Raw genomic sequence first — 22,640 nt, 5'->3', positions numbered from 1 at the left:
TTTGTCTAAGAAAAACTTAATTTTAGGATTTACAGGCATGATCATTCTCCTTTTTTAAGAATAACTATAGTATACTATACAGTGTAATTAAATTATAACATTAAGAATAATAGACCTTTTTTAAACTTTTTTAAGATCATATAAATTAAAATTATATATTGGAGTGGGGTGAAAAATATTTTATTTAACTTTGACCGCATTAAATATTATCCAATAGATGAAAAGGAGATGAAAACGTTATTCGTCCTGTTTACTAATATGGGAAAACAAAATGTTACGATTGTTAAATAAAGGGGAACTTTAAGTGGAAATATGGGAAGCAGCATATATAGCAGGTATAATTGATGGTGAAGGTAGTATAACTCTCACAAGAATGCACAGTAAAGAACATAGGAGACCATGTATATCAATATCTTCAAATGATAAGGAAATGTTAATTTATATTCAAAATTTAGCAGGTGGAAGCATTTATAACAAAAAAAATTACAATCCAAATAAACACAAAAATTCCTATACACTTTACATAAAAAAGAAGAATGAGGTTTTCCATATTCTAAAAGAAATTCATCAATTTTTAAGAATAGACCAAAAAAAGAAACGTGCTGAATGGATCCTAACACATTATGACTCGGTAACCCCTAGGAATGGAAAATATAATAAACAGATGATCAGTGAAAAATTATTGTTTGAGCGTAATTTTTTTGAGCTTTAGCACTAGTATTGACATTTTGCCAAATAAAAAACCACCAACATATGTATTGGTGGAGACGGTGGGACGTGCTCTTCCATGCTTTCGTCATGGCACTGACTATATCTTGAACCTAATCCGTGTCAGGTTCTCCGGCGTCTTATGTGAAATATATATTTGCCTTATTTAGCGGAATTTCACATCCTAGTGCTACCCCATTTAAGTGGTAGCCTATAAGTCGATACACGGCTGTTGGATTACTCCACACACCGCTCGGCATTGCCATATTACTTATTAAATACCAATTAATTCCTCTTTAAAAGTAACTTAGGTTTCACCGATAAAGCCGGATTTTCACTTTTGTATCACTACAAAAGGCGACTATTTACTAATCGAACCCACGTCCAGAGATATCGCCACTCAGGCTTCTACACGCGTAGTTGGTATATTATATTTCGCTACATCATCAGCCTACCAACAGGCTTCCGAGTAGCTAGTCTGATTGGTTTCAACTATCATCCTCAGACGGCGAATGACAGTATAGCCCGCTTCATTTGAGACCCTTCAATCTGCATCACGGGCGAATGCAGGAAGGATCGCTTTAGAACTACTTACGCAGCTGCTAAAGCTGGTTGATTGTTAGTTTTGCCAGTTATATTTAGGCGAATAACGTTTTACGAGCCGTAACCTCGACGTGCAACCTGAGCTCAATCTACCCCTGTCGAATCCGTAACGTCCCCATAAAAGAGAAACGCTCGGGGTTTAAATCGAGCAATTATTAAGTTATGTCTTTTAATGACAATTCTTATTATATCATAAACAGCTTTAAAATCAAGGGCTGGAAGGTTTTACATACGATCGCGATCCTTTATGGCCCGATCAACATCGCGTTTCATTTGTTTGCGCTTCAAATCTTCCCGTTTATCATATTTCTTTTTCCCTCTACCAAGTCCAATAAGGATTTTTGCCACACCATTCTTAATATAAACCTTTAATGGAACAAGAGCATACCCCTGTTGCTGTGTTAAACCAATCAACTTATCAATTTCCTTGCGGTGCAATAGTAATTTACGTGTTCGTGTTGGATCATGGTTAAACCGATTTCCCTGTTCATACGTTGCTATATGCATGTTAATAAGTTTTATCTCGCCGCGATCGATTCGTGCATGTGAATCCTTTAAATTGATCCGGCCTGCGCGAATTGATTTTATTTCTGTACCTTGCAGTACAATACCCGCTTCATACGTATCTTCAATAAAGTAATCATGGGATGCTTTTTTATTTTGGGCAATTGTTTTTCCGGTTCCTTTTGGCATATCGGCTTCCTCCTACTACTTACGTGAACCTTATTCTACCAAAAATCAGTGTAATTAGCCACCATCTAAACAGTGTTTCCCGTATTTTTAACAAATTACTCCATCAACCCTTTTGTAATCATATCGACATTCCATTCCATCATCTTTATATACGTATCCCCTTCTTCACCCGCTTCTCCTAATGAATCCGTAAATATTTTCCCTACAATCGGTGCCCCTGTCTCATTGGATACTGTTTCCATGCTACGAGGATCAACGCTAGTTTCTATAAACAACCCTGGAATTTCTCTTTCATTAATAGTATCAACAACTGACTTTATTTGATCTGGTGTGCCTTGGTTTTCTGCATTGATTTCCCAAATGTATGCAGCATGGAAGCCGTATGCTGCCGAGAAATATTTAAACGCACCTTCACTTGTTACTAAAACCCGTTTTTCTTCCGGGATTTTATTAACTTTTTGCTTTATTTCATCATCCATTGCCTTTAATTTTTTAATATAGTCCGCAGCATTTTGTTCATATATTTCTTTATTATCCGGATCTGCCTTTATTAATGCGTCCCTTGCATTCTCCGCATAAACGATCCCATTTTTTGCATCCAACCATGCGTGTGGATCAGGCTCTCCTTTATGTCCACCTGATTCTAATAATTGTGGATCGATCCCTTCCGTAATGCGAAAAACTGTCTCGTCTTCTTCTGACTTTCCGGCTGTCTCAATCATCTTATGAAACCAGGAATTTCCTGCCTCTAAGTTGAAGCCGTTATAAAATACAATATCTGCATCAGACGTTAACTGCACATCCTCTGGCAATGGCTCATATGAATGTGGGTCCGTTCCAATTGGTACCAAACTGTGGACCTCTGCAAGATCACCAGCAACATTTTGCACAATATCATATAAGATTGAATACGTCGTGACAACCTGAAGTTTTTCTCCGTTTTGTTTTGCATCAGCAGCTTCCTCTTTATTCCCCGAACATCCTGCAAATATAAAAACTGCCGCAAACAATAACATGAAAAATAAACCTTTTTTCATTTTCAAAAGTTCCTCCTTTTTTATGAATACGAAGCACGTTTCTTACGGGACCGTATTGTCCGCCATAGAACACCATGCTTTGGTGAAAAAATAAATGTAATGAAAAACAAAACAGTTGCCACCAGTACTATCGTCGCACCTGAAGCAAGATTTGCTTTATAACTGATATAGAGGCCAATCACGGCCGCAATAACACCAAATCCTGATGAAATAAATATCATGGTCGATAGCCGATTGGTTAACAAATATGCCGTGGCTGCAGGTGTAATCAACATGGCAACTACCAAGATAATCCCAACTGTTTGCAATGACGCAACAGTTACCATCGTCAATAATGTCATCAAAAAGTAGTGAATTAACTTATTTGGTAAGCCATATGCTTGCGCCATTGTCGGATCAAAGGAAGTCACCAGTAATTCCTTGTAAAAAACATATACGCTTACAAGTACAATCAGCCCGATTACTAAAGTCATCCACATATCCGAAGGTCTGACAGCCAACACATTTCCAAACAGGATATGATATAAATCGGTGCTGCTTTTCATTAGCGTAATTAAAATAATCCCGAGCGCAAAAGCAGAAGTAAACACTATTCCGATTGATGAATCGTTTTTAATCCGGCTGTTTTGACTAATATAGCCAATTCCAATTGCCGTGAGTACCCCTGTAAAAACTGCCCCAAAGAAGAAGTTTATCCCTAAGAAATAAGAAACCGCTACACCAGGTAAAACAGCATGTGAGATCGCATCCCCCATTAAGGCCATTCCGCGTAGGACAATAAAACAGCCAATCACCCCACAAATAATTCCAACCATAATGGATGTTAACAATGCCTTTTGTAAAAATTCATAGTGCATTATTGCTTCAATAAAGTTCATGATTTCACCGCCAATTCTTTAAGAAAGGAAAGTTGGCCTTGGTATGCACGAGCAATTGTTTCCGGGCGCATGACATCCTCTACATCACCAAATTCAACTAACTCCTGATTAAGCAAAAGTATTTGTTGAAAATAATCTTTTGCCTTACTTAGATCATGGTGAACAACTAAGATTGTCTTCCCTTGATCCCTAAGCTCCTTTAAAATCCGAATGATAGTCTCTTCACTACTAATATCGATCCCAACAAATGGCTCATCAAGGAAAAACAGTTCAGCTTTCTGCGCTAGTGCGCGTGCTATAAATACCCGCTGTTGTTGCCCACCGGATAATTCACCAATTTGCCGATTTTTAAATTCAAGCATATCGACTTTTTCAAGGCATTTTAACGCTAAAGCTCTCTCTTGTTTTTTTGGCTTCTTAAACATCCCTAACTGTGGATATGTTCCAATCAAAACAGTATCAATCACCGAAATTGGAAAGTCCCAGTCAATATTACTTCGTTGTGGTACATAGGCAATCTCCTTTCTAACCGCTTTCCTATCCTTATTTAATATTGTAATTTCACCTCTGTCTTTAGGAATTAAACCGAGAACCGACTTGAGTAATGTGGATTTTCCAGCCCCGTTAGGTCCAATTATTCCGACCATCTTTCCAGGTGTGATGGAAAACGAAACATCCCTTATAGCCTCCTTGCCATAATAAGATACATGTAAATGATCAACAGCAATGGATCTACTCATTTTTAACCCTTCCTTCCTTTATTTTCCTAGGCTGACAACTTAAAGTGCCGTTATTAGACGTATATCATTTGCGTGTAACTTAATTAGTTTCAGTTAGGATAATTAATTATACTTTAACAATAAAGTTTCATTAGTGCAACTTATATAATTAAATCGTATGCTAGTTATATAAATTGATGACAATAAAATTAGTTTTTCTGATAAAAGGCACAAAAAAATGCTGACCCACTATCGAGTCAGCATTTCACATTATGATTTTTTCTTTGATTTATTTTTCGTTTTACGATGACTTGGTTCTTTTTCGCGCTTTTTTCGTTTTATGGTACCAGCTAATTCAAAATCAACAGCATATTCATCCAAATTTACGCTTTCAACCCGAACGTCAACTTCATCTCCAATCCGATACACCGTACCAGTGCGTTCCCCAATTAGGGAGTGGCTGCTTTCATCATAATGATAATAATCATCAGTCAAGGTACTTACGTGAACAAGTCCCTCTACTGTATTTTCCAACTCGACAAACATACCAAAATTGGTAACCGAACTAATGACACCCGTGTATTCCTCACCAATTCTATCTTTCATATATTCTGCCTTTTTCAGATCATCCGTGTCTCGTTCTGCATCAACTGCGGCCCGCTCCATTTCAGATGTGTGTCTAGCAATTTCCGGTAACCGTTCTTTCCATTGTGTAATTGTCTGTTTGTCCATCTGTTTCTCAATTAAGTAAGTCCGGATCAACCGATGTACAATCAAATCAGGATACCGCCGAATAGGAGAGGTAAAATGCGTATAAAATTCCGTTGCTAAACCGAAATGACCAATACTTTGAGGATCATATCTTGCTTGTTTCATCGACCGCAACATAAGTTTGGAAACGATCATTTCTTCAGGCTTGCCTTGAACCTCATCAATTACCTTTTGCAATGCCTGCGGGTGTACTTCATTCGCAGTACCTTTAACAACATAACCGAGACCACCTAGAAACTCAAAAAAGCTTTGCAACTTTCCTTGATCCGGTTCCTCATGAATCCGATGAATAAATGGCACATCCATCCAATGAAAATGTTCGGCAACTGTCTCGTTCGCTGCTAGCATAAATTCCTCAATTAACCGTTCAGCAACCGATCGTTCACGAAGTACAACATCTTCCGCTTTGCCATTTTCATCAACTAATACTTGTGCTTCTTTAAAATCAAAATCAATTGCTCCACGACCCATTCGCTTTCCGCTCAAAATAGATGCCAGATTTTCCATCTTTTCAAACATTGGCACAAGCGCTTCGTATTTGCTACGAACTTCCTCATCTTTATCAACTAAAATTTTATTTACATCACTGTATGTCATTCGTTCTGTTGTCTTAATCACACTTTGAAAAATTTCGTGATTGACAACTTCACCTTTTGTATTAATCTCCATTTTACAACCAAGTGTTAATCGATCTACATGAGGATTTAACGAACAAATTCCATTAGACAATCGATGGGGAATCATTGGAATAACACGGTCAACTAGATAGACACTTGTCCCCCGTTCAAATGCTTCCTTATCCATTGGTGTGCCTTCTTTTACATAATAGCTGACATCAGCAATGTAAACACCAAGCTGATAATTCCCATTGTCCAGCTCTTTTACTGATACTGCATCATCAAGGTCTTTCGCATCAGCTCCATCAATTGTTACAATAACCTCATCGCGTAAATCACGTCTAAGTGTCAATTCTTCGTCCCTGATTTGTTCTGGAGCTTTTGCCGCCTGATCTAATACTTCTTCAGGGAAATCTATCTTAATTCCATGCTTGTAAATGATCGAGATAATATCAATTCCAGGATCATTTTTATGCCCAAGGATTTGGATAACTTCCCCTTCCGCACTCTTTCTTCCTTCTGGATATTTTGTAATATAGACGATAACCTTATGGCCACTAACTGCACCATGTGTCATGCTTTTTGGGATAAAAATATCATTTGGAATTCGCTTATCATCCGCAATGACAAAGCCAAATGAACGGTTATTCTCGAATGTTCCGACAACCGTATGAACTGCCCGCTCCAGTATGCGGATTACCGTCCCCTCAGGGCGATTTCCACCCTCACTTTTCTTTTCCAAACGGACTAACACTTTATCATTATTCATAGCCGATGCCATGTCAGAATGGTGGATATAAATGTCTCGTTGTTCTTCATCATCCGGAATCAAAAATGCAAATCCTTTCGCATGCATTTGAATTCGCCCACGGATAAGATTCATTTTTTCTGGCAAGCCAAAGCGATTTTTCCGAGTGCGAACGAGTTCTCCTTCTTCTTCTAATTCGTTTAGGGATTTAATGAGCTCTTTAAATTCCTCTGCATATTCCAGGTCTAAGACTTCCTCTAATTCTTCAACGGACAAAGGCCTTGTACCATTTTCATTAAAAAAAGTAAGTATTCTTTCTTTCAATTCGTCCATATGCTCACCTTCTTCCTACTCTATTGTTACCTTTTAGTATGTTTTATAATCGAAAAAACATTCTATTCCTGCCAATCAAGCGATTCCAAGAAATCAAAGATATCCTCATATAGCTGTTGCTTTTCGTCATCCAATGTGATCACATGTCCAGATTCCTCATACCATTTTATATCTTTATGATCTGCTTCAACATTGTCATAGATAAATGAGGCACTAGCAGTATTTATCATTTGGTCTTTTCTCGCTTGTACTACAAATGTCGGTGTATAAATAGTATCGACATTATTTTTCACTTCTGTAATCAATGAACCTAACTCTTCAAACATTTGACCAGAGTTTTCCACCAGTTCAGCAACCTCCTGTTCGATGACAGTGGCTTCTTTTTCTTCTAACTGCTTATACTCTTTAGCAAATGTCTTAAATCCTTGCGTTAGCTGTGTCTCGTTATCAAAAAACATCGGTGCACACATTGGAATTACAGCTTTTAATTTTTCCGAGTATGCTAATTTCAGTCCTAGAACACCTCCAAGTGATAAGCCGGCAACAGCTATTTCCTGATAACCGAGATCACGCAAATGCTTTAAAGCGTTCTGAACATCTTCCCACCATTGATCTGGATTTGCTTTGATCAATTCCTCTGGTGGAAGTCCATGTCCACGATAAATTGGTGCGTGAGTTGTATACCCCTGCTTTTCTAAATAACGACCAAGCATTCTTACATCTGCTGAATGGCCTGTAAACCCATGTAATAATAATACCGCACGTTGACCTGCTTCAAACGTAAAAGGTTCTGGTTGTTTTATTTTCATTATGCTCAAACTCCTTCAAAAATCCTTTAGCATCATTTTATTTATCTATTGTACATGATACGACAAAAAATAACCCTTATCACGCAATTTGTGATAAGGGTTATTGTCTATTGTAGTACATATGCACTTAAGAAAGCGAGAACAAAAAAGAGAACACCGGTTATAATTGTACTGCGATGTAAAAACAGATCGGCACCTCTTGCTTTTTGTTTCCCAAATAATTGCTCTGCTCCACCTGAAATAGCGCCAGATAGACCTTCACTTTTTCCGGATTGTAATAGTACTAAAATAATCATAATTACTGCGTCTATAACTAATAATACGTGTACTGCCCCTACCATTTCGGCACCTCCTGTAACGTACAAATACCTATTAGTACTGTAGCATAAGTTTGTTTTATATAGCAAGTGAATCTTTTGAAAAATACCGGATTCTACTTAACCTTGGACGGATTACACAATAAATTTTATCATATAAAATAAGATTACGTATAGAAACAGGTGAAAAAATGGAAAAAGAATATTGGTTAACAATGAAGGATAACGTGGATGTCTACGTCAAAAAATGGTACGAGGAATACAAACAACCAAAAGCAATCATCCAGCTTGCCCATGGTATGGTTGAGCATATCAATCGCTACAATGATTTTGCCAATTTTCTAGTGAAGAATAATATTTTTGTTTATGGAAACGATCATCGTGGCCACGGAAAAACAGGCGAAAGTCAAGGTACTTTTGGCTATCTTGCCGATGAAAATGGCTTTACGAAAACAATGGAGGATCTATTTACAATTACAAAGACAATAAAACATGATTTCCCCGGCATACCCATTTTCTTGTTTGGGCATAGTATGGGGTCTTTTCTAGCACGGTATTATATTCAAACACACAGCGCTGAAATTGATGGTGTTCTATTATCTGGAACGGGATTTTATCCGAAAGCCACTTCCTATACTGGGCGAAAAATCGCCACTTTACTTGCACCTAAAAAGCCAAGCAAGCTGATGAATTTCATTGCTTTTAGTTCTTACAACAAACGCATTGAACAGCAGAAAACAACGTTCGATTGGTTAACACGCGATGATCAAATTGTCCAAGCGTATATGGATGATCCCTATTGCGGCCATGTACCAACAGCACGTTTCTTTGTTGATTTAATGACAGGACTTTCCATTATTCATCAACAAAAACGGAATTTGGGCATACGCCATGATTTGCCTATGCTTCTGATGAGTGGAGATGCGGATCCTGTTGGCGACTATGCAAAAGGTATTTGGAAAACGGCACATTTATATGAAAAAGCTGGCCTTGAAAACATCACGGTAAAACTTTTTAAAGATGGCCGCCACGAACTTCTGAATGAAATTAATAAAGAAGAAGTTTTTCACACAATTGTGGAATGGGTTAAGGCAAGTCTTAATTCAACCAATGTTAGCAGTTAATGGAAAAAGACAGCGTTTCCATTAAAAATGATTGTGCTAAACCGCTTGATAACTTGAAACCGCCAAGATAAAGAGGTTAAAATAAGAAATAGGATTTACATATTTTTTATTAGGAAAGGCTGGTCGTAAAATAATGGCAACGATTGACGGAATTGCTGCATCAAATGGAATTGCAATCGCCAAAGCTTATCAACTTGTTACACCTGATTTATCATTTGATAAGAAAACGATTGATAATCCCAATGCGGAAATCGAACGTTTAAATAAAGCACTGGAAATATCAAAAGAGGAATTAGAAAAAATCAAGGCACATGCCAAGCAGGAGATCGGTGACGAACATGCTGAAATTTTCTCAGCTCATTTGCTTGTGTTAAGTGACCCAGAATTAATTAATCCTATCAAGGACAAGATTAAATCTGAAAATGTCATCGCCGAAAGTGCTTTAGATGAAACAGCAAACATGTTTATCGACATGTTTAAAAATATGGATAATGAATACATGCGTGAACGTGCAGCAGATATTCAGGACGTAACAAAACGAGTGATGGCACATTTGTTAGGTGTTACATTTCCCGATCCTGCTCTAATCGATGAAGAGGTAATTGTAATTGCTCGTGATTTAACCCCTTCTGATACAGCACAGTTAAATCGCCAATTTGTGAAAGGTTTTGCTACAGATGTAGGTGGTCGTACATCCCATTCGGCAATTATGGCAAGATCACTGGAAATTCCAGCTGTAGTTGGATCTAAGGAAATTACCAATATTGTTTCCCAAGGTGACATGGTTATTGTGGATGGAATAGAAGGAACTGTTATAATCAACCCATCTGATGAAGATCTATCCAAGTACAAGGAAAAGCAAGCGAATTTTGCCAAGCAGAAGGAAGAATGGGCTAAATTAAAAGATGAACCAACTATCACATCTGACGGCGAACAAGTAGAATTAGTAGCTAATATTGGTACCCCTGAAGACATTACAGGTGTTTTAGCGAATGGTGGAGAAGGTGTTGGGCTTTACCGGACGGAATTTTTATATATGGGCAAAAGTGAACTACCAAACGAAGACGAACAATATGACGCCTACAAATCAGTATTAGAACAAGTAGGTAATAAACCGGTTGTTGTCAGAACATTAGATATCGGCGGCGACAAAGAATTAAGCTATTTAGATTTGCCAAAAGAACTTAATCCATTTTTAGGTTTTCGCGCTATTCGTTTTTGCTTAGAAAATGAATCCGTATTTCGAACCCAATTACGTGCCTTGTTACGGGCAAGCGTTCACGGAAATTTAAAAATTATGTTCCCAATGATTGCAACACTTGATGAATTCCGTCAGGCTAAAGCAATTCTGTTAGATGAAAAAGATGATTTAACTTCTGAAGGCATAGATGTTTCGGATGATATTGAAGTCGGAATTATGGTTGAAATCCCATCTACCGCTGTAATCGCCAAACAATTTGCTAAAGAAGTTGATTTTTTCAGTATCGGTACGAATGATCTGATTCAGTATACAATGGCTGCAGATCGAATGAATGAACGCGTTTCTTATCTTTACCAGCCATACCATCCAGCAATATTGAATTTAGTCAACAATGTTATCGAAGCGGCGCACGGTGAAGACAAATGGGTTGGCATGTGCGGTGAAATGGCTGGAGATCCAATTGCTATACCAATTCTCTTATCCCTTGGCCTTGATGAATTTAGTATGAGTGCAACATCAATTTTACCAGCACGCACTCAGATTCGTGACTTGTCAAAAGAAAAATTAGCTTCCTATAAAGACAAGCTTTTAGGAATGGGAACCGCAGAAGAAGTTGTCGAATTTGTGAAGGAGAAAACAGAATAAGTTATGAAGAGTGAAAACCCACCCGGATGTTTCTGGGTGGGTTTTTGCTTTGGTTTTCTAGCCGCGCCGCCGATGTTTCTGCTCTCGTGCCGATGTTTCTGCTCTCGGGACGATGTTTCTGTTCTCGGGCTGATGTTTCCGCTCTCGAGCTGATGCTTCTCCTCTGGCGCCGATGTTCCTGCTCTCGCGCCGATGTTTTTGCTCTCGCGCCGATGTTCCTGCTCTCCCGCCGATGTTTTTGCTCTCGGGCCGATGTTTCCGCTCTCCCGCCGATGTTTCTGCTCTTGGGCTGATGTTTCCGCTTTCGAGACGATGTTTCTGTTCTCGGGCTGATGTTTCCGCTCTCGGGACGATGTTTCTGCTCACGTGCCAGTGTTTTTGCTCTCCCGCCGATATTTCCGCTCTCGTGCCGATGTTCCTCGCTTTCCAGTCGATAATAGCCGCGAATTCCAGCCGCTACTTTCACGCAACCACGTCTACTCCGAAATGATCTCAAGCTTCTCTTCAATCGCGGTACGTCCTTTGTTTCGCGAAGTCTGTTTCGGATAGCCAATTTGCATGACAGCAGCTATCTTCACTTTTTCACTATCTAGCCCGATATCCCGCGCGAAACCGGGATCATGCATATAGGGTGTGATCGTCCAAAGCATTCCTATCCCATACGACCATGCTGCCAGTTGCACATTTTGAATAAAAGCACAAACAGACGAATACTCTTCTTCATACCGGATCGGATCTTGATTCTTTTCAAAAAATATTAGTGCATGGTGGGGAATTTCTAGCAAAAACTGTTTCATAGAATCAATCATCTTTACTGTCTTTGGATCATCATCGCTTTTAAGCATGCCGATGCGCTGGTAACTTGCAATAATTGCATCAACAAAAGGCTTTCTTCCTTCCCCTTGATAGAGTTTAATATTCCAGGATTCCTTCATATAATGGGTTGGTGCCCATGATCCGTATGTAAAAATTTCTTTTAACATTTGCAAATCGACTTCTTCTGGACAAAAACTAAACGTGCTTCTTCTTTCTTTGATTGCCTGTAAAATATCGATGGTACTCACCTCGTTAATCTATTATCCTTAAAAATAGATTAGCACATTGTGACACCATAACTGAACTATTTAGAATGTTTCTCCCGTCATCACCGACATAAATTCCTTATAAAACTTTGGATAATCCAATTTAAAGGCAATCCGGTGTTCCCTTCCCTTTTCATTCTTGAGATTCAAATATGGTCGGATATCGGCAATACTTTGTCCTTTCGCAATCCCATCTCCTTTTTGGACAATATGGACAGGCAGTTTATAAAAGACAAACATTTCCTCATGAATAGTGGCCATTAAAGTCAAAGCATCATGGACTGGGCTTCCCTGAACATTAGGATTCCGTTTCTTATAAAAATTATAATAATAATCCAACATAGGCTTGATAATTTTCGCTTTACCAATATAATCTATATAATCAACCATTTGCGGTGTAACGATTGCCTGCTCGGTAACATTTAATGGGATAATCGTTACATTATGTGCATAGGTTAATACCGTCTTTGCAGCGATCGGATCCTCATAAAAATTGGCTTCTGAAACAGCTGTAATATTTCCGGGAACCCAAAATGCCCCACCCATAATGTAAAAGCATCTTACTTTCTTCATTAATTCTTGATATAAAATAAACATCGTAGCTAGGGAGGTTAGTCTACCAATATTGACAATAACCAGTTCATCTTGATAGTGTTTAATAATGTTAACGATTTCAAAGAAGTTTTCAAAAACACCGTCATGCATATTTTCTGGCGGTATGATCGGGCCAAGTCCATATTCTCCATGAATCTCGGGAAAGAAGGTTGGTTTTTCACCATTCAAGGGGATATTCGCTCCCCCAATAATCTTAACTTCATCTTTTGTAATATCAAGTAAATTAGATACATATTGGACATTTTTAACTGCTCTTTCCTTTGGCACATTTCCATAATCCGCTACAATTCCAACAATATCAACTTCATCTTTAAAATAACCATAGATCAGCGCAACTGTGTCATCAATACCAATATCACCAAAGACTAAAACCTTTACGGCCATAAAAAGCCTCCCCTATTTTTATACGTGTAAAATAAGTCCTCTTTACACTTTATTGCTCTTTGATATTGTCCTAGACTACATCTTTTTACCCAATTTAAAATGCCATCTATTTATCATAAATAGATGGCATGTATGTTGTTGCACTTATTGTTTATTTTTTCAAATTATAAAATGAATCTAAACCACCGTATACACCCATGCCTGCTAATTCATCTTCAATGCGAAGTAGTTGGTTGTATTTTGCTACGCGATCGGTTCTCGATGGTGCACCTGTTTTGATCTGACCAGCGTTTGTGGCAACTGCAATATCAGCAATTGTCGCGTCTTCTGTTTCACCTGAGCGATGGGAAATAATAGCAGTATAACCCGCACGTTTAGCCATTTCAATTGCCTCAAATGTTTCAGTTAATGTACCAATTTGGTTTACTTTAACTAAAATAGAATTTCCAACACCTTGTTCGATTCCTTGTCCGAGTCGTTTCGTGTTTGTAACGAATAAATCATCACCAACCAATTGCACACGGTCACCTAAACGATCGGTTAGTTTTTTGGTACCTTCCCAATCATTTTCATCCAAGCCATCTTCAATCGAAATAATCGGGTATTTATTTACTAATGATTCATACCAGTCGATCATTTCATCAGATGTATGAACAACACCCTCACCTTTTAAGTTGTATTTACCATCCTCATAAATCTCTGATGAAGCAACATCCATGGCTAATTTTACTTCTTCACCTGGTTTGTATCCAGCAGCTTCAATTGCTTCAACAATCGTTTGAAGTGCTTCTTCATTTGAGCCTAGGTTTGGTGCGAATCCTCCTTCGTCACCTACGCCTGTATTATAGCCTTTTGATTTTAATACACTTTTTAGGGAATGGAAAATTTCCGCACCCATTCGTAATGCTTCTTTAAAGGTTGGTGCACCAACAGGCATTACCATAAACTCCTGGATGTCTACGTTATTGTCGGCATGTTCACCACCATTTAAAATATTCATCATTGGTGCTGGTAGAGTTTTGGCATTAAATCCACCTAAATAGTTGTATAATGGAACTTCTAAGTAACTTGCTGCAGCATGTGCAACAGCCATAGAAACACCTAGAATAGCGTTAGCACCTAATTTTCCTTTGTTTTCAGTACCATCTAATTCGATCATAAGACTATCAATGATATTTTGACGGGTAACATCTAATCCAAGCAATTCTGGTGCAATAACTTCATTTACGTTTTGAACCGCTTTTTGAACGCCTTTTCCAAGGTAACGTTCTTTATCACCGTCACGTAATTCAACTGCTTCGTGCTCACCTGTTGAGGCACCACTTGGAACCAATGCGGAACCAAATGCACCTGATTCTGTAAAAACTTCTACTTCCACTGTTGGATTACCGCGTGAATCTAATACTTCACGAGCGTATACGTCTGTAATATATGGCATAAAAATCTCTCCTTCATTATTTGTTGGGATACTAACACTATTTAATTAACGATTCACCAGTCATTTCTTTTGGCTTTTCAACATCTAATAAATCAAGCATGGTTGGTGCTAAATCAGCTAAAATACCACCATCTCTTAATCCAACATTGTCTTTCGTAACAATAACTGGAACGGGATTCGTCGTGTGTGCAGTCATTGGTTTCCCTTCAAGTGTTACAACTTCATCTGAATTCCCGTGATCTGCAAAAATAATGGCATGTCCACCAAGCTCTGTAATCTTATCAACTACTTTACCTAAACATTCATCAACCGCTTCAATCGCCTTAATCGTTGGCTCCAGCTTACCAGAATGCCCAACCATATCAGGATTGGCAAAGTTCAAGATGATAGCATTTTGTTCACCAGTATCAAGTTCGTCTAATAATGCATCCGTCACTTCGTAAACACTCATTTCTGGTTTCAAGTCATATGTGGCAACTTTTGGCGAATCGATCAGGACTCGTTTTTCACCAGGAAATTCTTGTTCACGACCACCGCTCATGAAGAATGTTACGTGCGGATATTTTTCCGTTTCGGCAATACGCAGTTGGTTCAGGTCGTTTTGTGAAAGTACTTCACCAATTGTATTGTCTAAGTTCACTGGTTCATACGCCACATAGCCGTCAACAGATTCACTAAAATTCGTCAACATGACAAAGTCAAGATTTTTTGGAACCCCATCACCACGATCAAAATCATGAAAATCCTCATTAGCAAATGTCCGAGAAATTTGGATAGCGCGATCAGGCCGGAAATTATAGAAGATAATAGAGTCTTCATCTTCAATCGTAGCATTTGGTTTTCCATTTTCATCTGTGATAACAGAAGGAATTACGAACTCGTCATAAATACCATTTTCATAAGAGTCATCAATTAGTTCGTATGGATCTTGATAGGCTGGCCCTTTTCCATAAACCATTGCATCGTAGGCTTTTTTTACACGGTCCCACCGTTTATCACGGTCCATCGAATAATAACGACCAGAAATCGTGGCAAATTTTCCAACACCGTATTCATTCATTTTGTCTTCCGTTTGTTTGATAAATTCTTTTGCGGTTTGTGGACCTACATCACGTCCATCTAAAAATGCGTGCACATAAACGTTTTCTAACTCTTGTTCTTTTGCTAATTTTAGCAGTGCGAACAGATGGCTAATGTGACTATGAACTCCACCATCAGACAATAAGCCAAATATGTGTAATGCCTTATTGTGCTCTTTGGCATGTTGCATTGATTTAACAAAGGCACCCTTTTCGAAAAAATCTCCTTCTTTAATGGATAGGTTGACCCGGGTTAAGCTTTGATAAACGATTCGTCCTGCACCAATATTTAAATGACCAACTTCCGAATTACCCATTTGGCCTTCTGGAAGCCCTACCGCTTCACCACTGGCCTGTAATTGATTGTGCGGATATTTCTCCCAAAGTCGATCAAAATTTGGTTTATTTGCTTGTTTGACTGCATTCCCTTTTTCTTCGCCACGGATACCAAATCCGTCTAAAATAATAAATGCAGCTAATTTATCTTGACTCATTTTGTACCTGCCTCCACGAGCTGAAGAAATGATTCAACTTCAAGACTTGCGCCACCAACTAATGCTCCATCAATGTCTGACTGTGCTAATAGTTCGTCAACATTTGCTGGTTTGACACTTCCGCCATATTGGATAATCGCTTTTTCAGCAATTTCATCTGAAGTAATTCCTTTAACTACATTACGTATATGGGTGCACACTTCATTTGCTTCTTCACTTGTTGCTGTTTTTCCTGTTCCGATTGCCCAAATAGGTTCATAAGCGATAATCGTTTGAGCAACTTGTTCATTCGTTAGACCTTTCATTGCTTCGGTAACTTGATTTTCCACATGATTCATTGTCTCGTTTGCCTCACGTTGCTCAAGTGTTTCACCGACACAAACAATCGGAACGAGATTATGATTAAATGCTGCATGGGTCTTTTTATTTACCGTTTCATTCGTTTCTGCAAAATATTCCCGGCGTTCTGAGTGACCCAGCACAACATGTGTAACCCCTAAATCGTTTAGCATAACCGGACTAACCTCACCAGTAAACGCTCCATTATTTTCAAAGTGCATATTTTGTGCAGCAACTTTCACACTAGATCCTTTTGCTTTTTCGACTAACGAATGTAGAAAAGGAAAAGGCGCACAAACTATCGTCTCTACACGATCATTATCTGGAGCCTTTTTCGCAACGTCCGCAACGAATTGATTTGCCTCTGACAAAACTTTGTTCATCTTCCAATTTCCTGCGATTACTTTTTTTCGCATCGTCTCACCCCATCTAAAAGTTATTTATCATCTAATGCTTGTACACCTGGAAGTTCTTTTCCTTCCATAAATTCTAATGATGCTCCACCGCCAGTTGAAACATGGTCCATATCATCGGCAAAACCGAACTTTTCAACAGCAGCAGCTGAATCACCACCACCAATTACGGTATAGCCTTCTGTGTTCGCTAATGCTTCAGCAACTGCCATTGTACCACCGGCAAAAGCATTCAATTCAAACACACCCATTGGACCATTCCAAATGATAAGCTGTGAACCAGCAACAATCTCGCTGTACAGTTCCCGTGTTTTAGGACCAATATCCAATGCTTCCCAGTCGGCTGGAATTTGATCAATTGCAACGATTTTTGTATTAGCATCTTCTGAAAAGTCATCAGCAACAACGACATCAACTGGTAATACGAAACGGACACCTTGATCTTCTGCTTTTTTCATAAACTGCTTAGCCAAATCTAATTTGTCTTCTTCCAATAATGATTTACCAATTTCGTGCCCTTGAGCCTTAATAAACGTATAAGCAAGTCCGCCACCAATTATTAAGTTATCTACTTTATCTAGAAGATTGTCGATGACACTGATTTTATCTTTTACTTTTGCTCCACCAATAATTGCGGTAAATGGACGATCGGGCTCTGCTAACGCCTTTCCTAGTACACTGATTTCCTTTTCCATGAGAAACCCAGCCGCTGCGGGCAATTTTTCAGCAACACCGGTTGTTGAAGCATGGGCCCGATGTGCAGCGCCAAATGCATCATTCACATATATATCTGCTATAGCTGCAAACTCATCAACTAATGCTGGATCATTTTTTTCTTCTCCTGGATCAAAACGAACATTTTCAATCAGTACAATATCGCCGTCACTTACTTGGGAAATTGCTTCATTTACTTCTGCACCATAAACTGTATCTGTTTTGATAATTTCTTTTCCCGTAAGATCACTTAGTCGATCTGCAACTGGATCTAAACGTAATTCTTCAACTACTTCACCCTTAGGTCGCCCAAGGTGGCTTGCTAAAATAAGGATTGCGCCATGTTCGGTTAAATAATTGATTGTCGGTAATGCTGCTTTTATGCGTGTATCATCCGTTACTTTGCCGTCTTTCATTGGCACATTGAAGTCCACGCGACAAAAGACCTTTTTCCCTTGTAACTCAAGGTCTTGCAGTGTTTTTTTATTCATAACAGAAAGCCTCCCTTGAATAATATATGTATCGACTTTGTTTTTCCCTTAGAAAGCCCTTTTTAACCATAAGAGCAAAGGCATTAGACATTGTTATAACAAAAAAAGCCCAATTTTTATTTTAATCTTGAAAAAGGAGGAGGAAAAACATATCCTCCTCCATTATAACTTAAATGTTTTTTATAGTCCTTGTTTGCTTAAAAATGCAGCCATATCTACACAGCGTGTTGAATAGCCCATTTCGTTATCATACCATGAAACAACTTTAACCATATTGTCTTCAAGAATCATAGTAGATTGGCTATCAAAAATAGAAGAATGTGTGTTGCCAACAATATCGGATGATACAAGCGGATCTTCTGTATACTCTAAAATGCCTTTCAAACCGCTATTAGCAGCTTCTTCAAATGCTTTGTTTACTTCTTCGATCGTAACATTTTTATCAAGTTCTGCGACTAGGTCGATTAATGAACCATCTGGAGTTGGCACGCGAACTGCCATACCATTTAGTTTACCGTTTAGTTCAGGCAATACTTTTCCAACAACTTTTGCTGCACCAGTTGTTGTTGGGATAATATTTTGTGCTGCAGCACGGGCACGACGGTAGTCCTTGTGTGGCAAGTCAAGAATTTGCTGATCATTTGTGTATGAGTGAACAGTTGTCATTAAGCCACGTTTCAAGCCAAATTTTTCATGTAGCACCTTAGCAAGTGGTGCAATTCCATTTGTTGTACATGATGCGTTGGATAATACATGGTGTTTACTTGGATCATAATCTTGTTCGTTTACACCCATAACCATTGTTAAATCTTCTTCTTTGGCAGGTGCTGAAATAATTACTTTCTTCGCCCCAGCATCGATATGTTTTTGTGCATCGTTGCGTTGTGTGAAGCGTCCAGTTGATTCAATTACGATTTCCACACCTAAATCTCCCCAGCCTAAGTTTGCAGGATCGCGTTCAGATAGTACCTTGATTTCTTTTCCACCAACAACAATGTTTGATCCGTTTACGGTTACTTCCTGATCCAACTGTCCGTGTACAGAATCATATTTAAGTAGATGTGCTAGCATGTTAGCATCTGTTAAATCATTTACAGCAACTACCTCTACCTCGTCATTTTTCAATGCTTGACGAAATACATTACGTCCAATACGTCCAAATCCATTAATTCCTACTTTTACTGCCATTTTATATTCCTCCTAAAGTATTCATTTTATTTTTATTACAATATATTTAAAGGGATTCATCCCTTAATATCTGCTCTGCTGCCGCTTCATCAGTAATAAATAAATCACTCTTACCTTGTTCGAAATAGGAAGCGATTGCTTGTGCCTTAGAACTTCCGCCGGCAACGGTAATAACACATTTAGCTGGATCTAGGTCTTCTAGCTGGATGCCAATTGTTCGCACCTTGTAGACGACATCACCTGCCTTATTGAAATAATAGCCAAATGCTTCACCTACTGCATGCTTATCAGCCAATTGCTGCATGATCTCATTTCCCGTTTTACGGCGCTTCGCCATCGTTAATGCGTCACCAATCCCATGTAAAACAACATCTGATTTACGAATTAACTCTAGAATTTCATTGATTGATGGCTCACGAAGCATCGTATGATAGGATGTTTCACTTAACGGATCAGGGACATAAAGCATTCGATAATCACCATTTGTTTTCTGCGCCATTTCTGCTACGATCGTGTTAGCTTGATTTTCTACCTTTTCTCCGATACCACCACGCGCAGGGACAAATAAGCACGGACCTGGAATATCGCTAGGAGTCATCGCTTGTGCCACTGCAGCCATTGTTGTACCCCCAGTGACTGCAATTGTTTGATCAACAGCAGAAGTTGAATTAAGAAAAGATACACACGCTTTTCCCATTTCTTGTTTTACCCAAGATTCATTATCACTATTACCCGGAACAACCATCACTTGCTCTACCTGTAATTTATCCTTTAATTGCTCTTCTAAAACACTCAGACCCATTACTTCTTTCATAAAGACAGCAAGTTGATTCACTACTACTTTTCCCTCTTCCGTGATAAGCATTCCTTTTGTCGTAATGTCGAGCAAACCTTGGTTATGTAAAAAATCAACCTCTGCCCGAACAATACGTTCCGAAAGAGCTACATGCTCCGCAAGTCCTCTCCTCCCTATTGGTTGGAAAAGACTAACACTGTTTAAAATGGAATAACGCTGTTGCATAGCATGAAGCAGGTCTGGGTATAATTTCTTTTGTAAATCTATTAAAGCTCTCATCAATAAAGCTCCTTTATTGGATCAATAATGTCCCGGATGGTCATATTATGTCCCGCGTAGAGCAAAAAAAATACACAAACAATTATTTTGTATATTTTTATACTATCATAATGCTAAATTAATTCAACTGTTATGCTTGTCATTTGCTTCTTTTAATACATGTTCAAGTGAATCATAATTTATTTGTTCGCAATTCAATTCAGTTGCATTTATTTTTACATAAGGTATTAATAGTTGATATTCTTCTAACCACTCATCGTTGGTGTAGATATCCCGTTCTTCAATTGTAAATGAATAATCATGTTGAAGTAAATCGAGAAGCGAGCGTGCATCCTCACATAAGGAGCAATTTTCTTTTGTGTAAAAGATAACATTAAACATGTGCTTCCCCCCATTGTTTTCGTTGATGCCAGTATTTTTAACTGTTCCCGATATTTCATAACAGTTCTGCGGGCAATATTAATGTCAAATTCCTCGGCCAATTGGCTTTTTAATGCTTCATCTTTATTTTGCCATAAAATGCGAAAAAACTGTAGTACAAAAAAGACAGCCGAGAAGAAAAGAAAAGGAGAAAGATTGAAATCACTTTGATTTCAATCTTTCTCCTTATTGTATTAACTCTTTACTACTTCCTGCCCCCGGACATTCCAAGTAACCGCAAATAATATAACAGCTAAAGCACAGGAACCTATTATCAACATAAATCCAGTATCCCAACCAGAAATTTGAACGACGTAACCTAATAGAGCATTAGCCATAACCGCTCCCCCAAGATAACCGAATAATCCTGTTAAACCGGCAGCAGTACCAGCAGCTTTCTTAGGAACAAAATCTAGTGCCTGTAAGCCAATTAACATAACAGGTCCATAAATTAAGAAGCCTATTGCGATTAAGGCAATATTATCAATTAATGGGTTTCCAGCAGGGTTTAGCCAATAAACAAGAACAGCTAATAAAACACCTGCCATAAATACAACCCCAGCAGGACCTCGGCGACCTTTAAATATTTTATCGGAAATATAACCACATAAAAGTGTTCCAGGTATACCTGCCCATTCATATAAGAAATAAGCAATTCCAGACTCTTCCATGTTGAATCCTTTTTCCTCACTCAAATAAGTCGGCGCCCAGTCAAGCACACCATACCTAACGAAATAAACAAAGACATTCGCAATCGCAATTGCCCAAACCCATTTATTATTTAAGACATACTTAAACAGAATTTCTTTTGTTGTCAGCTCCGTTTCGAACGTTTTCTTAGACTTACTTGGATAATCATTTCGATATTCTTCTATTGGTGGTAATCCAACCGATTGAGGGGTATCACGCATTAAAACAAATGCAAGTACAGCAACAATAATTGCTACGATTGCTGGTAGGATAAATACACCTTCATATCCCACGTAAGATGCCCCAAGATATGTTGAAATGAGTGAAACTCCGGCAATCGCAAGCGGCGCCATAAGGCCTCCCCCAACATTATGGGCTACATTCCATATAGCTGTTTTTCCACCTCTCTCACTAACACTAAACCAGTGAACAAGTGTCCGACCAGATGGTGGCCATCCCATTCCTTGAAACCATCCATTTATAAACAACATAACAAACATAATTGCAACAGATGAAGTAAAGAAAGGAACAAATCCCAATAAAAGATTAATAATTGCTGATAATACTAAACCAGTGGCTAAAAAATACCTCGCATTACTTCGATCAGATATGGTTCCACTTACAAATTTACTTATTCCATAGGCAATGGAAATAGCGGATAGCGCTAAACCCAATTCTCCTTTTGTATAACCTTGTTCCGTTAAATACGGAATTGCCAATGAAAAGTTTTTGCGAATTAAATAGTATGCTGCATACCCAATGAAGATCCCTATAAAAACTTGAAGTCTGAGCTTTTTATATTCAGAGTCAATTTTTTCTTCTGGTAACCTTTCAACTTCAGGTGCAGGTTTTAAAAAGTTTCGCATATATAAATCCTCCTTTTGTATAACAACGTTGTTCAATCTAATCACTAATCAGGAGAATTGTAATAGAACATTTCCATGTCCAACTATTATTCCACCTAAATAATTCTTTTTTAATGACCAGTTATTTATTACTTTTCATCCCTCCTTAT

The 22,640-nt window shown here is 38.4% G+C and carries 21 protein-coding genes, 1 other RNA gene and 1 pseudogene; 3 read left to right on the top strand and 20 right to left on the bottom strand.

What is annotated here, in order from left to right; all coding sequences use genetic code 11:
- Positions 1-304 precede the first annotated feature (304 nt).
- Positions 305-712, top strand: a complete 408-nt coding sequence (locus tag ACW2QC_RS12495) for an LAGLIDADG family homing endonuclease (protein ID WP_457544305.1) — start codon at positions 305-307, stop codon at positions 710-712.
- A gap of 365 nt (positions 713-1,077) precedes the next feature.
- Here the strand turns inward: ACW2QC_RS12495 and ssrA are convergent.
- The 8 genes from ssrA to secG all read right to left on the bottom strand — a co-directional run bounded on the left by ssrA (position 1,078) and on the right by secG (position 8,257).
- Positions 1,078-1,420, bottom strand: a transfer-messenger RNA (tmRNA) gene (gene ssrA / locus ACW2QC_RS12490).
- A 116-nt stretch (positions 1,421-1,536) separates the two neighbouring features.
- Positions 1,537-2,004: an SsrA-binding protein SmpB gene (smpB, locus tag ACW2QC_RS12485; RefSeq protein WP_457544304.1), complete on the bottom strand. Its 468-nt coding sequence runs from the start codon at positions 2,002-2,004 to the stop codon at positions 1,537-1,539.
- A gap of 95 nt (positions 2,005-2,099) precedes the next feature.
- Positions 2,100-3,041 carry a metal ABC transporter solute-binding protein, Zn/Mn family gene (locus ACW2QC_RS12480; protein WP_457544303.1) on the bottom strand — a complete coding sequence of 314 codons (942 nt, stop codon included), beginning with the start codon at positions 3,039-3,041 and terminating at the stop codon, positions 2,100-2,102.
- Positions 3,042-3,061: 20 nt separating this feature from the next.
- Positions 3,062-3,919: a metal ABC transporter permease gene (locus ACW2QC_RS12475; RefSeq protein ID WP_457544302.1), complete on the bottom strand. Its 858-nt coding sequence runs from the start codon at positions 3,917-3,919 to the stop codon at positions 3,062-3,064.
- The gene (locus ACW2QC_RS12470) at positions 3,916-4,659 is read right to left on the bottom strand and encodes a metal ABC transporter ATP-binding protein (RefSeq protein ID WP_457544301.1); all 744 of its coding nucleotides are present in this window, start codon (positions 4,657-4,659) and stop codon (positions 3,916-3,918) included. Before ACW2QC_RS12470 ends, ACW2QC_RS12475 begins: the two co-directional genes overlap by 4 nt.
- A 249-nt stretch (positions 4,660-4,908) precedes the next feature.
- Positions 4,909-7,107: a ribonuclease R gene (gene rnr, locus ACW2QC_RS12465; RefSeq protein WP_457544300.1), complete on the bottom strand. Its 2,199-nt coding sequence runs from the start codon at positions 7,105-7,107 to the stop codon at positions 4,909-4,911.
- A gap of 62 nt (positions 7,108-7,169) precedes the next feature.
- Positions 7,170-7,916, bottom strand: coding sequence for an alpha/beta hydrolase (locus ACW2QC_RS12460; protein WP_457544299.1), 747 nt, complete (start codon positions 7,914-7,916; stop codon positions 7,170-7,172).
- Positions 7,917-8,023: 107 nt separating this feature from the next.
- A complete protein-coding gene (gene secG, locus ACW2QC_RS12455) occupies positions 8,024-8,257 on the bottom strand; it encodes a preprotein translocase subunit SecG (protein WP_457544298.1) in 234 nt (77 codons plus the stop codon).
- A gap of 167 nt (positions 8,258-8,424) precedes the next feature.
- Between secG and ACW2QC_RS12450 the strand changes: the two genes are divergently transcribed.
- Together ACW2QC_RS12450 and ptsP are read left to right on the top strand one after the other, a co-directional pair.
- Positions 8,425-9,357, top strand: coding sequence for an alpha/beta hydrolase (locus tag ACW2QC_RS12450; protein WP_457544297.1), 933 nt, complete (start codon positions 8,425-8,427; stop codon positions 9,355-9,357).
- Positions 9,358-9,490: 133 nt separating this feature from the next.
- Positions 9,491-11,203, top strand: coding sequence for a phosphoenolpyruvate--protein phosphotransferase (ptsP, locus tag ACW2QC_RS12445; protein ID WP_457544296.1), 1,713 nt, complete (start codon positions 9,491-9,493; stop codon positions 11,201-11,203).
- Position 11,204: 1 nt separating this feature from the next.
- On the opposite strand, the gene ACW2QC_RS12440 is transcribed toward ptsP, so the two are convergent.
- The 12 genes and pseudogenes from ACW2QC_RS12440 to glpT form a co-directional block, all read right to left on the bottom strand.
- Positions 11,205-11,711 carry a hypothetical protein gene (locus ACW2QC_RS12440; protein ID WP_457544295.1) on the bottom strand — a complete coding sequence of 169 codons (507 nt, stop codon included), beginning with the start codon at positions 11,709-11,711 and terminating at the stop codon, positions 11,205-11,207.
- Positions 11,680-12,267 (bottom strand): nitroreductase family protein, encoded by a 588-nt coding sequence (locus tag ACW2QC_RS12435; protein WP_457544294.1) that lies wholly within the window; start codon positions 12,265-12,267, stop codon positions 11,680-11,682. The genes ACW2QC_RS12440 and ACW2QC_RS12435 overlap by 32 nt, the downstream gene beginning before the upstream one ends.
- Positions 12,268-12,327: 60 nt before the next feature.
- The gene (locus tag ACW2QC_RS12430; protein ID WP_457544293.1) at positions 12,328-13,284 is read right to left on the bottom strand and encodes a nucleoside hydrolase; all 957 of its coding nucleotides are present in this window, start codon (positions 13,282-13,284) and stop codon (positions 12,328-12,330) included.
- Positions 13,285-13,435: 151 nt separating this feature from the next.
- Positions 13,436-14,722, bottom strand: coding sequence for a phosphopyruvate hydratase (gene eno, locus ACW2QC_RS12425; RefSeq protein ID WP_457544292.1), 1,287 nt, complete (start codon positions 14,720-14,722; stop codon positions 13,436-13,438).
- A gap of 37 nt (positions 14,723-14,759) precedes the next feature.
- Entirely contained in the window at positions 14,760-16,295 is a 1,536-nt protein-coding gene (gene gpmI, locus ACW2QC_RS12420) for a 2,3-bisphosphoglycerate-independent phosphoglycerate mutase (RefSeq protein WP_457544291.1), read from the bottom strand.
- Positions 16,292-17,050 carry a triose-phosphate isomerase gene (gene tpiA, locus ACW2QC_RS12415; RefSeq protein WP_457544290.1) on the bottom strand — a complete coding sequence of 253 codons (759 nt, stop codon included), beginning with the start codon at positions 17,048-17,050 and terminating at the stop codon, positions 16,292-16,294. The genes gpmI and tpiA overlap by 4 nt, the downstream gene beginning before the upstream one ends.
- A 20-nt stretch (positions 17,051-17,070) precedes the next feature.
- Complete coding sequence (locus ACW2QC_RS12410) at positions 17,071-18,252, bottom strand: phosphoglycerate kinase (RefSeq protein ID WP_457544289.1); 1,182 nt, start codon at positions 18,250-18,252, stop codon at positions 17,071-17,073.
- Positions 18,253-18,432: 180 nt separating this feature from the next.
- Positions 18,433-19,440, bottom strand: coding sequence for a type I glyceraldehyde-3-phosphate dehydrogenase (gap, locus tag ACW2QC_RS12405; protein WP_457544288.1), 1,008 nt, complete (start codon positions 19,438-19,440; stop codon positions 18,433-18,435).
- 46 nt (positions 19,441-19,486) lie between these two features.
- Positions 19,487-20,515: a sugar-binding transcriptional regulator gene (locus tag ACW2QC_RS12400; RefSeq protein ID WP_457544287.1), complete on the bottom strand. Its 1,029-nt coding sequence runs from the start codon at positions 20,513-20,515 to the stop codon at positions 19,487-19,489.
- A 123-nt stretch (positions 20,516-20,638) separates the two neighbouring features.
- Positions 20,639-20,896, bottom strand: a complete 258-nt coding sequence (locus tag ACW2QC_RS12395; protein ID WP_457544286.1) for a glutaredoxin family protein — start codon at positions 20,894-20,896, stop codon at positions 20,639-20,641.
- Positions 20,897-20,925: 29 nt separating this feature from the next.
- Positions 20,926-21,036: pseudogene (locus tag ACW2QC_RS12390) on the bottom strand (RNA polymerase factor sigma-54); the annotation flags it as partial.
- A 93-nt stretch (positions 21,037-21,129) separates the two neighbouring features.
- Complete coding sequence (gene glpT / locus ACW2QC_RS12385) at positions 21,130-22,491, bottom strand: glycerol-3-phosphate transporter (protein WP_457544285.1); 1,362 nt, start codon at positions 22,489-22,491, stop codon at positions 21,130-21,132.
- Between the last annotated feature and the right edge of the window lie 149 nt (positions 22,492-22,640).

This window comes from Virgibacillus sp. FSP13 (genome assembly GCF_054048505.1).
The sequence above is the reverse complement of the archived record's forward strand: the minus strand, read 5'-3'. Positions and strand labels throughout refer to the sequence as shown.